Below are 13,299 nucleotides of genomic sequence, written 5' to 3' on the forward strand. Positions count from 1 at the left end.
AGAGAGATGAAATTTTCACCTGTGAGTAACCTGAAGCGTTCCGCTTATTTATCCACAGAATGAAAAAGGCCGACTTATACACAGTTCAGTCGGCCTTTTTGTTCAGCTGTGCATAACTCAGCTCTTCTTGATCTTCTCTGGTCGCTTCCAGCCATCGATGTTGCGCTGCCGCGCGCGGCCAACCGCCAGTTGTGCGGTTTCGACGTTCTGGGTGATGGTCGAACCGGCAGCCGTGGTGGCACCATCAAGGATATCCACAGGCGCAACCAGGGAGTTGTTGGAGCCGATGAACACGTCCTCACCAAGGACCGTCTTGAACTTGTTCGCACCATCGTAGTTGCAGGTGATGGTACCGGCACCAATGTTGGTGCGGGCGCCGACTTCAGCATCGCCCAGGTAGGTCAGGTGACCGGCCTTGGCGCCTTCACCGAGGTGGGCGTTCTTCAGTTCGACAAAGTTACCCACATGGGCACGGGCCTCCAGCACGCTACCAGGACGCAGGCGGGCGAAAGGACCGGCATCGCTACCTTCGCCCATGATCGCGCCCTCAAGATGGCTGTTGGCTTTAACCACAGCGCCTTTGCGCAGGGTAGTGTTCTTGATTACGCAGTTCGGACCAATCACCACGTCGTCTTCGATGACTACACGGCCTTCAAGAATGACGTTGATATCGATGAGTACATCGCGACCAACGGTCACTTCACCGCGCACATCGAAACGCGCCGGGTCACGCAGCGTCACCCCTTGAGCCATCAGGCGACGGCCCTCACGCAACTGATAATGACGCTCGAGTTCCGACAGTTGGCGACGGTCATTGGCGCCCTGTACTTCCATCGGGTCGAGCGGTTGCTCGGTGGCAACGACCAAGCCATCAGCAACGGCCATGGCAATAACATCTGTGAGGTAGTACTCACCCTGGGCGTTGTTATTCGACAAGCGGCCCAACCACTCAGCTAAACGCGTGCCAGGCACCGCGAGAATTCCGGTGTTGCCTTCCTTGATTGCTTTCTGTGCGTCGCTGGCATCCTTGTGCTCGACGATAGCCGCAACTTGCCCTTGGGCATCTCGCACGATGCGCCCGTAACCGGTTGGATCTTCCAGCGTGACCGTCAGTAAACCAAGTTGCTGAGGCGTAACTTTGGACAACAGCCGGTTTAGGGTGTCGACTTCAATCAGTGGCACATCACCGTAGAGAATCAGCACGGTCTCGGCAGTCAACGCAGGCAGCGCCTGGGCCACGGCATGGCCAGTGCCTAGCTGTTTGTCCTGGAGGACGAAGTTCAGGTCATCAGCCGCCAAACGCTCACGTACCAGCTCTGCACCGTGACCGATCACCACGTGAATCCCTTGAGGCTGTAGCTGCCGGGCGCTGTGGATAACGTGGCCGAGCATGGAGTCGCCAGCAACCGGGTGCAGCACCTTGGGCAGCGCAGAGCGCATGCGGGTACCTTGGCCTGCGGCGAGAATAACGATATCGAGAGACATTGACGGGCTACCAATCCTAGAAGGCCAGTGATGTGACCAGAATATAAAACGCGGAAAAAGAAAAAGGGTAGCCGAGGCTACCCTTTAACTCAATCGCAGCGGAAGTGATCGGCCTGAACCAGATTACTTGCCTTTGCGCATTTGCTGGACGGTACGCAGCTGAGCTGCGGCCTCGGCCAGACGAGCGGCTGCGGCGCCGTAATCGAACTCCGCGCCTTTTTCGTGCAGGGCGTTCTCAGCAGCCTTGAGGGCATCCTGAGCCTGAGCTTCGTCCAGGTCGGCAGCACGTTGCACGGTATCGGCAAGCACCTTGACCATGTTCGGCTGGACCTCGAGGAAACCACCAGAGATGTAGAACACCTCTTGGGCGCCACCCTGCTTGGTCAGCGTGATCGGACCTGGCTTCAGATTAGTGATCAGCGGCGCGTGGCCTGGAGCGATACCAAGATCACCCAGGTTACCGTGCGCAACCACCATCTCGACCAGACCGGAGAAAATCTCTCCTTCCGCGCTGACGATATCGCAATGGACTGTCATAGCCATCTGCTTGCCTCAACCTGATTAGCGCCCCTTGCGGGGCGCCGGGATTACAGTTTCTTGGCTTTCTCGACCGCTTCTTCGATGCTGCCGACCATGTAGAACGCTTGTTCTGGCAAGTGGTCGTAGTCACCTTTGAGGATGCCGCTGAAGCCAGCAATGGTGTCTTTCAGGGAAACGTATTTGCCTGGAGAACCAGTGAAGACTTCTGCCACGAAGAACGGCTGGGACAGGAAGCGCTGGATCTTACGAGCACGGGATACCAGCTGCTTGTCGGTTTCGGACAGTTCGTCCATACCCAGAATAGCAATGATGTCCTTCAGCTCTTTGTAGCGCTGCAGCACGTACTGAACACCGCGAGCGGTATCGTAGTGCTCGTTGCCGATAACGTTCGGGTCCAGCTGGCGCGAAGTCGAGTCCAGTGGATCGACCGCTGGGTAGATACCCAGGGAAGCGATGTCACGGGACAGTACGACGGTGGCGTCCAAGTGGGCGAAAGTGGTCGCTGGCGACGGGTCGGTCAAGTCGTCCGCAGGAACGTAAACGGCCTGGATCGAGGTGATCGAACCTTCCTTGGTCGAAGTGATACGCTCTTGCAGAACGCCCATCTCTTCAGCCAGGGTCGGCTGGTAACCTACTGCCGAAGGCATACGGCCCAGCAGTGCGGATACTTCAGTACCGGCCAAGGTGTAACGATAGATGTTGTCGACGAACAGCAGAACGTCGTTACCTTCGTCACGGAACTTCTCAGCCATGGTCAGGCCGGTCAGCGCTACGCGCAGACGGTTTCCTGGTGGCTCGTTCATTTGGCCGTATACCAGAGCAACCTTGTCCAGTACGTTGGAATCCTTCATCTCGTGGTAGAAGTCGTTACCCTCACGAGTACGCTCACCCACACCGGCGAACACGGAATAACCGCTGTGCTCGATGGCGATGTTACGGATCAGTTCCATCATGTTTACGGTTTTGCCTACACCGGCACCACCGAACAGACCGACTTTACCACCCTTGGCGAACGGGCAAACCAGGTCGATAACCTTGATGCCGGTTTCCAGCAGGTCGTTGCCGCCTGCCTGGTCAGCGAACGAAGGAGCGTCGCGGTGGATGCCCCAACGCTCTTCTTCACCGATAGGACCAGCTTCGTCGATTGGGTTACCCAGGACGTCCATGATCCGGCCCAGGGTCGCTTTACCGACAGGTACGGAGATGGCTGCGCCAGTATCGGCAACTTCCAGACCGCGCTTCAAGCCTTCGGTCGAGCCCATCGCAATGGTACGGACTACGCCGTCGCCCAGCTGCTGCTGGACTTCCAGGGTAGTTTCCGCGCCTTGTACTTTCAGTGCGTTATACACACTCGGAACGCTGTCACGTGGGAATTCCACGTCGATGACGGCGCCGATGATTTGAACGATACGTCCGCTACTCATAGCTGGATCCTCTGAATATTTGAACCGTTAAACCGCGGCAGCGCCGCCGACGATTTCCGAGATCTCTTGGGTGATCGCAGCCTGACGCGCCTTGTTGTAGATCAGCTGCAATTCGCTGATCAAATCACCGGCGTTGTCGGTGGCGTTCTTCATTGCGATCATCCGGGCAGCTTGTTCAGCTGCGTTGTTCTCGACCACCGCCTGGTAGACCTGCGACTCCACGTAACGCACCATCAGGCCGTCCAGCAGCTCTTTGGCGTCAGGTTCGTAGAGGTAGTCCCAGTGGTGCTTGAGTTCTTGATCCGGGGTTGCAACCAACGGAATCAACTGCTCGACCGTTGGAGTTTGCGTCATGGTATTGACGAACTTGTTCGATACCACGGACAGACGATCGATACGACCATCCAGGAAAGCGTCCAGCATGACCTTGACGCTGCCGATCAGATCGTTGATCGACGGCTCTTCGCCCAGGTGGCTGATCGCTGCAACGACGTTACCGCCGAAGCTGCGGAAAAACGCCGCACCTTTGCTGCCAACCACGCAAAGATCGATCTCGATACTTTGCTCGCGGTTGACCGCCATGTCCTTGACCAGAGCCTTGAACAGGTTGGTGTTCAAGCCACCGCACAAACCACGGTCACTGCTCACAACTACATAACCGACGCGCTTTACAGGGCGATCGATCATGAAGGGGTGGCGGTATTCCGGGTTAGCGTTGGCCAGATGACCAATAACCTGGCGGATACGCTCCGCGTAAGGACGGCTAGCAGCCATGCGCATTTGAGCCTTGCGCATCTTGCTGACCGCCACTTTTTCCATGGCGCTGGTAATTTTTTGCGTGCTTTTGATGCTCGCAATCTTACTGCGAATCTCTTTTGCGCCTGCCATGTAACACCTATCAGGTTAGCAAGCGGGGGCTGCAAAGCCCCCGCTGCGGCTTACCAGGTTTGGGTGGCCTTGAACTTCTCGATACCGGCTTTGATGCCAGCGTCGATTTCGTCGTTGAAGTCACCCTTCACGTTGATCTTCGCCATCAGTTCGGCGTGATCACGGTTGAAGTAAGAGATCAGCGCTTGTTCGAAGCTACCGATCTTAGGGATTTCAACGTCGGTCAGGAACCCACGCTCAGCGGCATACAGCGACAGCGCCATGTCCGCGATGGACATTGGAGCGTATTGCTTCTGCTTCATCAGCTCGGTAACACGTTGACCGTGTTCGAGTTGCTTACGGGTGGCTTCGTCCAGGTCAGAAGCGAACTGAGCGAATGCCGCCAGTTCACGGTACTGAGCCAGAGCGGTACGGATACCACCGGAGAGCTTCTTGATGATCTTGGTCTGAGCGGCACCACCCACACGGGATACCGAAACACCGGCGTTAACTGCAGGACGGATGCCCGAGTTGAACATGGCCGATTCCAGGAAGATCTGACCGTCGGTGATGGAAATCACGTTGGTCGGAACGAACGCGGAAACGTCGCCAGCCTGGGTTTCGATGATCGGCAGGGCGGTCAGAGAACCGGTCTTGCCAGTTACAGCACCGTTGGTGAACTTCTCAACGTACTCTTCAGAAACGCGCGAAGCACGCTCCAGCAGACGGGAGTGGAGATAGAACACGTCACCTGGGTACGCTTCACGTCCTGGTGGACGGCGCAGCAGCAGGGAGATCTGACGGTAGGCAACAGCCTGCTTGGACAGGTCATCGTAAACGATCAGAGCGTCTTCACCGCGGTCACGGAAGAACTCGCCCATGGTGCAACCGGCGTATGGCGCCAGGAATTGCAGTGCGGCGGATTCCGAAGCACTGGCAACAACCACGATGGTGTTGGCCAGGGCGCCGTTTTCTTCCAGCTTGCGAACGATGTTGGCAACGGTGGAACGCTTTTGGCCGACAGCGACATAAACACAGAAAATACCGGAGTCTTTCTGGTTGATGATGGCGTCGATCGCCATGGCGGTCTTACCGATCTGACGGTCACCGATGATCAGCTCACGCTGGCCACGGCCGACAGGGATCATGGCGTCGACGGATTTGTAGCCAGTCTGTACAGGCTGGTCTACCGACTTACGCCAGATAACGCCCGGAGCAACTTTCTCGACCGCGTCGGTCTCGGTGTTGCCCAGTGGGCCCTTGCCATCAATTGGGTTGCCCAGTGCGTCAACAACGCGACCCAGCAGTTCCTTACCAACTGGAACTTCGAGGATGCGGCCGGTGCACTTGGCGCTCATGCCTTCAGCGAGGGAGTCGTACGCGCCCAGTACTACCGCACCAACGGAGTCTTGCTCCAGGTTGAGGGCCATACCGTACACGCCGCCTGGAAACTCGATCATTTCGCCGTACATTACGTCGGCCAGACCGTGAATCCGCACGATACCGTCAGAAACGCTGACGACGGTACCCTCGTTGCGGGCTTGAGAGGCTACATCGAGGTTCTCGATGCGGCCCTTGATGATTTCACTTATTTCGGAAGGATTGAGTTGCTGCATTGCTCTGCTGCCCCTTCAAACTCAAGATTTCAATGCTTCAGCCAGTTTCGCGATTTTGCCGCGAACCGAGCCATCGATTACCAGGTCGCCTGCGCGGATTACGACACCACCGATAAGGGAGGCATCCTCCGTCGCATGCAGGCGCACTTCCCGGCTGAGCCGTGCACTGAGAACCTTGGCGAGTTTGTCTTGCTGTTCTTGGTTCAACGCAAAAGCACTAGTGACTTCCACGTCCACGGATTTCTCTTGTTCAGCTTTGTACAGCTCGAACAGGGCCGAAATCTCCGGCAAAAGCAGGAGACGATCGTTTTCCGCGGCAACATGAATGAAATTCTGTGCCTGTGCATCGAACTTGTCACCGCACACGTCAATGAACGTGGCGGCCTTTTCTGCGCTCGTCAGTCGCGGGGCCTTGAGCAGGCGCTGCATAGTGCCGTCTTCCGACACTGCAGCAGCCAGGCCGAGCATGGCTGACCAATTGGCCAGTTGCTGATGGGCCTGTGCGTGCTCAAAGGCCGCCTTAGCGTAAGGTCGGGCCAACGTGGTCAGTTCTGCCATGATCGCCCTCGCTTAAATTTCAGCGGCCAGTTTATTAACCAGCTCCGCATGCGCGTTTTGATCGATTGTGGCGCCAAGGATCTTTTCAGCACCGCCAACGGCCAGGCTACCCACTTGGGCACGCAGCGCGTCTTTGACACTGTTAATTTCCTGTTCGATCTCGGCTTGAGCCTGAGCCTTCACACGGTCAGCTTCGACGCGGGCCTGGTCACGGGCTTCCTCGACGATCTGAGCACCGCGCTTCTTGGCTTGCTCAATGATTTCGGCTGCCTGAGCTTTCGCTTCGCGCAGTTGCTGACCCGCTTTATCTTGGGCCAACTCCAGGTCGCGAGCTGCTCGGTTGGCAGCGTCCAGTCCATCCGCGATCTTCTTCTGACGTTCTTGCAATGCCGCGATGACCGGAGGCCACACGAACTTCATGCAGAACAGCACAAAAATGAAGAACGCAACGGACTGACCAATCAGGGTTGCATTAATGTTCACGCCAACACCTCGCTCGTTCTTTGTCCATCACACCAAACCACTCGAGAATTCGAGTGATTAGCCGGCGAGTTGACCAACGAAAGGATTAGCGAAGGTGAAGAACAGTGCGATACCAACACCGATCATGGTTACGGCGTCGAGCAGACCGGCAACGATGAACATTTTAACTTGCAGCATTGGAACCATTTCTGGCTGGCGAGCTGCGCCTTCCAGGAACTTGCCGCCCAGCAGGCCGAAACCAATGGCGGTACCCAGGGCACCCAGGCCGATCAGCAGAGCAACAGCGATAGCGGTAAGACCAACTACAGTTTCCATCTTTCCTCCCGACTTTTACGTCGTATTGGTTAGGTTTTTTAGTTTGAAGCGGTAAAACAAAATCGTTTTGTACAGCTGCCCTTGCGGACTTTTTCGACCCTCCCCAAAACCTGCGGAAGGGCCATCAGACACGCCAGGCGGTCTTAATGGTTATCTTCGTGAGCCATCGACAAGTAGACGATGGTAAGCATCATGAAGATGAACGCTTGCAGGGTGATGATCAGGATGTGGAACACAGCCCACGCCCATTGCAGCACCACACCGAGGCCGCTCAGCCACAACAGGCCGCTGCCGAACATTACAGCGATCAGGATGAACACCAGCTCGCCGGCATACATGTTGCCGAACAGACGCAGGGCCAGCGAGATCGGCTTGGCGATCAAGGTAACGAATTCAAGCAGGAAGTTGACCGGGATCAGCAGGATCTGAACGAAAATGTTCTTGCTGCCGAACGGGTGCAGGGTCAGTTCGCCGAGGAAACCGCCGATACCCTTGACCTTGATGCTGTAGAAAATGATCAGGGCGAAAACGCTGAAGGCCATGGCCAGGGTAGCGTTCGGGTCGGTAGTCGAAACCGCGCGGAATGGAATGTGCGGATCACCGGAGATCAGCATGGCCAGCTGAGGAATCCAGTCGACCGGGATCAGGTCGATGGCGTTCATCAGGAAAACCCAGACGAAAATGGTCAGCGCCAGTGGGGCGATCACCGGGCTACGACCGTGGAAGCTGTCCTTGACGCTGCCGTCGACGAATTCCACCATCACTTCAACGAAGTTCTGCAGGCCGCCAGGCTGGCCGGAAGTTGCCTTCTTGGCTGCCATGCGGAACAGGAATACGAAAAGCAGACCCAGTGCGACCGACCAACCCAGGGTATCCAGGTGGAAAGCCCAGAAGCCCATTGCTTTGGCTTCTGCTGCGGAATGGGCAAAGCCCCAACCGCCGTCTGGTAGTTGACCGAAGGTCAGGTTCTGCAAGTGGTGCTGGATATAGCCCGAAGCGGTTTCTGCTGCCATGGTTGCCTCAAACGCCCTAAGGTCTCGAAAGTCTTATATTCATCAGCAGGGGCGCGAACCAGCTGACCAACTGGGTCAGCAGAAAGACACCGAAGACTGCTAACGGCGCCAATGGCTTCACTCCTGCAAACGTCAGTGCAAACAGCACTGCCGTCAAAATCAATTTGCCTGCTTCGCCAGCGTAAAACGACTTGACGATAGCCTGCGCTGCCCTGGCTCCCGTGTAACGAAAAGCCTTCCAGGCGAAATACACATTAGGCAGCCAGGCAATCAACCCTCCGCAGAGTGCTGAATATCCAGTAACTGCCCCATGCCACTGCCACAACACCAAAGTTGCCAGCAAAAACACTACGCATTGAGCCAACAGTACCGGAAAAACCGCCCAGCGATGGAAAGGCAAGCGGTTTGGCGTGCGGGTTTCCATCACAACTGCTCCTCAAAAGTCGACCAGCCAGTCAGCTATGACTTGGCATAATTTGTGCCGACAAAATGCGCGCAGAGTATAGGGGCGGTTTAACCCCTATTCAACTGCTGGGTAGTGATTTCCGACTATGCGCTACAAATCGAATTGTTTCAGCGGATGTGAGCCAGCACACCTTGCAACTCATCTAGCGAGTTGTAACGGATAACTAACTGACCTTTACCCTTGTTACCGTGACGTATCTGTACTGCCGAGCCCAAACGCTCTGCCAGACGCTGTTCAAGGCGGGTGATATCCGGGTCTGGTTTAGCCGCTTCGACCGGCTCCGGCTTACCATTGAGCCACTGGCGAACCAGTGCTTCGGTCTGACGTACAGTCAGCCCACGTGCGACAACATGACGCGCCCCGTCAACCTGCTGTTCTTCCGGCAAACCCAGAAGTGCCCGCGCATGACCCATTTCCAGATCACCGTGGGACAGCATGGTCTTGATCACATCCGGCAGCGAAATCAGTCGCAGCAAATTCGCCACGGTCACCCGCGACTTACCCACAGCGTCAGCTACCTGCTGCTGGGTGAGCTGAAATTCCACTTGCAGGCGCTGCAGTGCAATCGCCTCTTCCACTGGATTGAGGTCTTCGCGTTGAATGTTCTCGATCAGGGCCATGGCGATCGCCGCTTCGTCGGGCACATCGCGGACCATGGCCGGGATAGTTTCCATGCCGGCCTGCTGGCTGGCACGCCAGCGACGCTCACCGGCGATGATTTCGTAGCGGTTTTCAGCAATCGGGCGGACCACGATAGGCTGCATCACGCCCTGGCTCTTGATCGAGTTAGCCAGTTCTTCCAGCGCTTGCGGGTCCATGTCCCGACGAGGCTGGTATTTTCCGCGCTCGATCAAGTCGAGCGGCAGGTGTTGCAGTTCTTTCTGGTCGACCTTGACAGCCTGCTCTTCGAGCGCACTGACGGTGGGACCACTGAGCAGTGCATCCAACCCACGTCCGAGACCCCGTTTCTTAACGGCCATACGGATTCCTTAAGTTGTTTGTGCAGTGCGTGATGGACGGCGCTGACGGCGTACGAGTTCCCCTGCCAGGGCCAGATAGGCCAGCGCACCACGAGATTGCTTGTCGTAAGCCAGCGCCGGCATGCCGAAGCTCGGCGCCTCGGCGAGACGGATATTGCGCGGAATCACCGTATCGTAAAGCTGGTCGCCGAAGTGTTCCTTGAGTTGCGCAGACACATCGTTGATCAGACTCAGGCGCGGGTCGTACATGGTCCGCAGCAGGCCTTCGACCTTGAGCTGCGGGTTCAGACGCTCACCAATACGCTTGATGTTATCCACAAGGTCGCTCAAGCCTTCCAGCGCAAAGTACTCACACTGCATCGGAATGATCACGCCATCGGCAGCAACCAGGGCGTTGAGCGTCAGCATCGACAGCGATGGCGGACAGTCGATCAGGATGTAATCGTAATTCTCGCGGATAGGCGCCAGCGCCGTGCGCAACCGGCTTTCCTTCATCTGCATTTCCAGCAGCACGACTTCCGCCGCTGTCAGGTCGCGGTTGGCCGGCAATAGCTGGTAACCACCGTGCTCGGAGAAGTGCATGGCCTGGGCCAGATCGCATTCACCGATCAGCAAGTCGTAGACCGAATGTTCCAGGACGTGTTTATCCACACCGCTACCCATGGTGGCGTTGCCCTGTGGATCGAGATCGATCAGCAGCACCCGGCGCTTGGTCGCGACCAGCGATGCTGCGAGGTTGATACAGGTGGTGGTCTTACCCACACCACCTTTCTGGTTCGCGATAGCGAATACCTTAGCCATTCTTGCTTGTGTTCCCAATCATGCCGTGCGGCGCAGTATCAGCAGATGGCGCTGGCCTTGGCAACCCGGTACGGTCAAGGCCTGCTCGCTATCTACTCTGAAATCTGCCGGCAATGCTACCAGCTCATCGGCAGGATGCAGCCCTTTCATTGCCAACCACTGCGTCTGCGCATCGCCAAGGTGGCGAGTCCAGTTGGTAAAGTTCTCCATGCTGCTGAAAGCACGAGAAACAATTCCAGTGAAAGGCATCGCCGGTTGAAATGCTTCGACCCGGCTGTGGATAACTGTGAGGTTGTCCAACTTCAGCTCCAGTTTCACCTGGGTCAGGAAGCGAGTCTTCTTGCCATTGCTATCCAGAACCGTGACTTGTTTGTCCGGATGCAGAATAGCCAGCGGAATACCGGGCATCCCGCCGCCGCTGCCAACGTCGAGCCAGCGCTCGCTGTGGATAAATGGCATGACGCTCAAGCTGTCCAACAGATGCCGAGAAACCATCTCGTCCGGATCGCGCACGGCGGTCAGGTTGTATGCCTTGTTCCACTTGATCAGCAGGGCCAGGTAAGCCAGCAGTTGCGCGTGATGCGTTTCGCTCAACTCGACGCCGAGCTGGCGGGCACCTGTGGACAACTCTTCAGCGTGTTGAGGGGTGACCTGAGAACTCAAGCGCTTTGCTCCAACTCACGGCTTGCGCCGCGTTTTTTCAGATGAATCAGCAACAGGGAGATTGCTGCCGGGGTTACACCAGGAATACGCGATGCCTGACCCAACGTTTCAGGCCGGGTTTGACCCAGCTTGCTCTGAATTTCCTTGGATAGACCGGAAATACCGCTGTAATCGATATCGTCGGGCAGGCGGGTGTCTTCACTGGCACGCAAGCGGGCGATTTCTTCCTGTTGCCGGTCGATGTAACCGGCGTATTTGGTCTTGATCTCGACTTGCTCGGCGACTTGCGGATCGACATCGCTGCCACCCGTCACCTCCATCAGGCCAGCGTAGTCGATTTCCGGGCGGGTCAGCAGGTTGAGCAAGTTGTACTCATGGCTCAACGGCGTGCCGAACTTCTCAGCAATCGCTTGCCCCTGTGCGGTGTCTGGACGAACCCAGGTCGATTTCAGTCGCTGCTCTTCCAGGGCAATGCCCTCGCGCTTGGCGCTGAAGGCAGCCCAACGTTGATCATCGACCAGACCAAGCTCACGACCTTTTTCGGTCAGGCGCAAATCAGCGTTGTCCTCGCGCAGGATCAACCGGTATTCGGCGCGCGAGGTGAACATTCGGTATGGCTCCTGGGTACCCAGGGTAATCAGGTCGTCGACCAGCACGCCGATATACGCCTCGTCACGACGTGGGCACCAGCTTTCGCGGCCCTGAGCACGCAATGCAGCGTTGGTTCCAGCCAGCAAACCTTGTGCACCGGCCTCTTCGTAGCCAGTCGTACCATTGATTTGACCGGCAAAGAACAACCCACCAATAACCTTGGTTTCCAGGCTGTACTTCAGATCACGTGGATCGAAGTAATCGTATTCGATGGCATAGCCCGGGCGCACGATGTGGGCGTTTTCCATACCGCGGATCGAACGGACGATCTGCAACTGCACATCGAATGGCAGTGATGTGGATATTCCGTTGGGGTAAAGCTCGTGGGTATTCAGGCCTTCAGGCTCGATGAACACCTGATGGCTTTCCTTGTCGGCAAAGCGATGGATCTTGTCCTCGATCGACGGGCAATAGCGTGGGCCAATACCTTCGATGACCCCGGAGTACATCGGCGAACGGTCAAGGTTCGAGGCAATGATTTCGTGGGTGCGGGCATTGGTGTGGGTAATCCAGCAACTGACCTGACGTGGGTGCTGTTCCTTGGAGCCCATGAAAGACATCACTGGAATCGGTGTGTCGCCAGGTTGCTCAGTCATCACCGAGAAATCCACAGAGCGGCCATCGATACGCGGCGGCGTACCGGTTTTCAGGCGGCCTACACGTAACGGAAGCTCGCGCAAGCGATGCGCCAGGGCAATCGCTGGCGGGTCACCCGCGCGACCGCCGGAGTAATTCTGCAATCCAATGTGGATAAGTCCACCGAGGAAGGTCCCGGTCGTCAGCACTACTGAATCAGCGAAGAAACGCAGACCCATCTGAGTCACCACGCCGCGTACCTGGTCCTGCTCGACGATCAAGTCATCGCACGACTGCTGAAATATCCACAGGTTGGGCTGGTTCTCAAGAATTTCACGTACCACCGCCTTGTAGATAGCGCGGTCGGTTTGTGCGCGTGTAGCCCGTACAGCCGGGCCTTTACGGTTGTTCAAAACACGGAATTGGATACCGCTCTTGTCAGTGGCCAATGCCATGACGCCGCCGAGCGCATCAATTTCCTTAACCAGGTGGCTTTTGCCGATACCACCAATGGCCGGGTTGCAACTCATATGACCGAGGGTTTCCACGTTGTGGGTCAGCAGTAGGGTTTTTACGCCCATGCGTGCAGACGCAAGCGCAGCCTCGGTACCGGCATGGCCGCCGCCGATGACGATCACTTCAAAACGGGAAGGGAAATCCACCACGCACCTCGTGCCTGTTTCGGGAATAGATAGGGATAACGCACAAGTATAGGGACTTCCCCCCCTCTAAAGGAACCTTTTGCACAAAATTTAACCAGGCTGTGGATGAATGGTGAGCAATAGAAATTAAAAGAGAGAAATTTATTAAAGCTTTGTTTTTATGTTTATTTCTATAGAGCACATTTTCTGTGGATAAAGC

Annotated in this window: 14 protein-coding genes; all 14 read right to left on the reverse strand. The window is 56.5% G+C overall.

The features are described from left to right. Positions 1-117: 117 nt before the first annotated feature. Positions 118-1,485, reverse strand: a complete 1,368-nt coding sequence (glmU, locus tag V0R60_RS04200) for a bifunctional UDP-N-acetylglucosamine diphosphorylase/glucosamine-1-phosphate N-acetyltransferase GlmU (protein ID WP_330078797.1) — start codon at positions 1,483-1,485, stop codon at positions 118-120. 123 nt (positions 1,486-1,608) lie between these two features. Further along, positions 1,609-2,028, reverse strand: coding sequence for a F0F1 ATP synthase subunit epsilon (locus V0R60_RS04205; RefSeq protein WP_045186333.1), 420 nt, complete (start codon positions 2,026-2,028; stop codon positions 1,609-1,611). Between the two features lie 44 nt (positions 2,029-2,072). Further along, on the reverse strand, positions 2,073-3,449 hold the full coding sequence (gene atpD / locus V0R60_RS04210) for a F0F1 ATP synthase subunit beta (protein ID WP_136478842.1): 1,377 nt from the start codon (positions 3,447-3,449) through the stop codon (positions 2,073-2,075). A 27-nt stretch (positions 3,450-3,476) separates the two neighbouring features. Continuing rightward, a complete protein-coding gene (atpG, locus tag V0R60_RS04215) occupies positions 3,477-4,337 on the reverse strand; it encodes a F0F1 ATP synthase subunit gamma (protein ID WP_136478843.1) in 861 nt (286 codons plus the stop codon). 50 nt (positions 4,338-4,387) lie between these two features. Beyond that, positions 4,388-5,932, reverse strand: a complete 1,545-nt coding sequence (atpA, locus tag V0R60_RS04220) for a F0F1 ATP synthase subunit alpha (RefSeq protein WP_136478844.1) — start codon at positions 5,930-5,932, stop codon at positions 4,388-4,390. Positions 5,933-5,953: 21 nt separating this feature from the next. Then, the gene (locus V0R60_RS04225; RefSeq protein ID WP_330078796.1) at positions 5,954-6,490 is read right to left on the reverse strand and encodes a F0F1 ATP synthase subunit delta; all 537 of its coding nucleotides are present in this window, start codon (positions 6,488-6,490) and stop codon (positions 5,954-5,956) included. A gap of 12 nt (positions 6,491-6,502) precedes the next feature. Continuing rightward, the gene (locus V0R60_RS04230; protein ID WP_028942553.1) at positions 6,503-6,973 is read right to left on the reverse strand and encodes a F0F1 ATP synthase subunit B; all 471 of its coding nucleotides are present in this window, start codon (positions 6,971-6,973) and stop codon (positions 6,503-6,505) included. A 57-nt stretch (positions 6,974-7,030) separates the two neighbouring features. Then, positions 7,031-7,288 (reverse strand): F0F1 ATP synthase subunit C, encoded by a 258-nt coding sequence (atpE, locus tag V0R60_RS04235; protein WP_002555987.1) that lies wholly within the window; start codon positions 7,286-7,288, stop codon positions 7,031-7,033. Between the two features lie 143 nt (positions 7,289-7,431). Beyond that, entirely contained in the window at positions 7,432-8,301 is an 870-nt protein-coding gene (gene atpB, locus V0R60_RS04240; RefSeq protein ID WP_038616144.1) for a F0F1 ATP synthase subunit A, read from the reverse strand. A gap of 16 nt (positions 8,302-8,317) precedes the next feature. Continuing rightward, positions 8,318-8,725: a F0F1 ATP synthase subunit I gene (locus V0R60_RS04245; protein WP_136478848.1), complete on the reverse strand. Its 408-nt coding sequence runs from the start codon at positions 8,723-8,725 to the stop codon at positions 8,318-8,320. Positions 8,726-8,874: 149 nt separating this feature from the next. After that, positions 8,875-9,747 (reverse strand): ParB/RepB/Spo0J family partition protein, encoded by an 873-nt coding sequence (locus V0R60_RS04250; protein WP_136478849.1) that lies wholly within the window; start codon positions 9,745-9,747, stop codon positions 8,875-8,877. Positions 9,748-9,756: 9 nt separating this feature from the next. Further along, positions 9,757-10,548 (reverse strand): ParA family protein, encoded by a 792-nt coding sequence (locus V0R60_RS04255; protein ID WP_045186348.1) that lies wholly within the window; start codon positions 10,546-10,548, stop codon positions 9,757-9,759. 18 nt (positions 10,549-10,566) lie between these two features. Next, entirely contained in the window at positions 10,567-11,211 is a 645-nt protein-coding gene (rsmG, locus tag V0R60_RS04260) for a 16S rRNA (guanine(527)-N(7))-methyltransferase RsmG (RefSeq protein WP_330078795.1), read from the reverse strand. Further along, positions 11,208-13,100, reverse strand: coding sequence for a tRNA uridine-5-carboxymethylaminomethyl(34) synthesis enzyme MnmG (gene mnmG / locus V0R60_RS04265; protein ID WP_136478851.1), 1,893 nt, complete (start codon positions 13,098-13,100; stop codon positions 11,208-11,210). The genes rsmG and mnmG overlap by 4 nt, the downstream gene beginning before the upstream one ends. Between the last annotated feature and the right edge of the window lie 199 nt (positions 13,101-13,299).

It is taken from the genome of Pseudomonas auratipiscis (genome assembly GCF_036324085.1).
Lineage (GTDB): Bacteria > Pseudomonadota > Gammaproteobacteria > Pseudomonadales > Pseudomonadaceae > Aquipseudomonas > Aquipseudomonas auratipiscis.

Coding starts and splice junctions, on each gene's coding strand:
- glmU (WP_330078797.1), bottom strand. CDS start 1,485: ATGTCTCTCGATATCGTTATTCTCGCCGCAGGCCAAGGTACCCGCATG.
- V0R60_RS04205 (WP_045186333.1), bottom strand. CDS start 2,028: ATGGCTATGACAGTCCATTGCGATATCGTCAGCGCGGAAGGAGAGATT.
- atpD (WP_136478842.1), bottom strand. CDS start 3,449: ATGAGTAGCGGACGTATCGTTCAAATCATCGGCGCCGTCATCGACGTG.
- atpG (WP_136478843.1), bottom strand. CDS start 4,337: ATGGCAGGCGCAAAAGAGATTCGCAGTAAGATTGCGAGCATCAAAAGC.
- atpA (WP_136478844.1), bottom strand. CDS start 5,932: ATGCAGCAACTCAATCCTTCCGAAATAAGTGAAATCATCAAGGGCCGC.
- V0R60_RS04225 (WP_330078796.1), bottom strand. CDS start 6,490: ATGGCAGAACTGACCACGTTGGCCCGACCTTACGCTAAGGCGGCCTTT.
- atpE (WP_002555987.1), bottom strand. CDS start 7,288: ATGGAAACTGTAGTTGGTCTTACCGCTATCGCTGTTGCTCTGCTGATC.
- atpB (WP_038616144.1), bottom strand. CDS start 8,301: ATGGCAGCAGAAACCGCTTCGGGCTATATCCAGCACCACTTGCAGAAC.
- V0R60_RS04245 (WP_136478848.1), bottom strand. CDS start 8,725: ATGGAAACCCGCACGCCAAACCGCTTGCCTTTCCATCGCTGGGCGGTT.
- V0R60_RS04250 (WP_136478849.1), bottom strand. CDS start 9,747: ATGGCCGTTAAGAAACGGGGTCTCGGACGTGGGTTGGATGCACTGCTC.
- V0R60_RS04255 (WP_045186348.1), bottom strand. CDS start 10,548: ATGGCTAAGGTATTCGCTATCGCGAACCAGAAAGGTGGTGTGGGTAAG.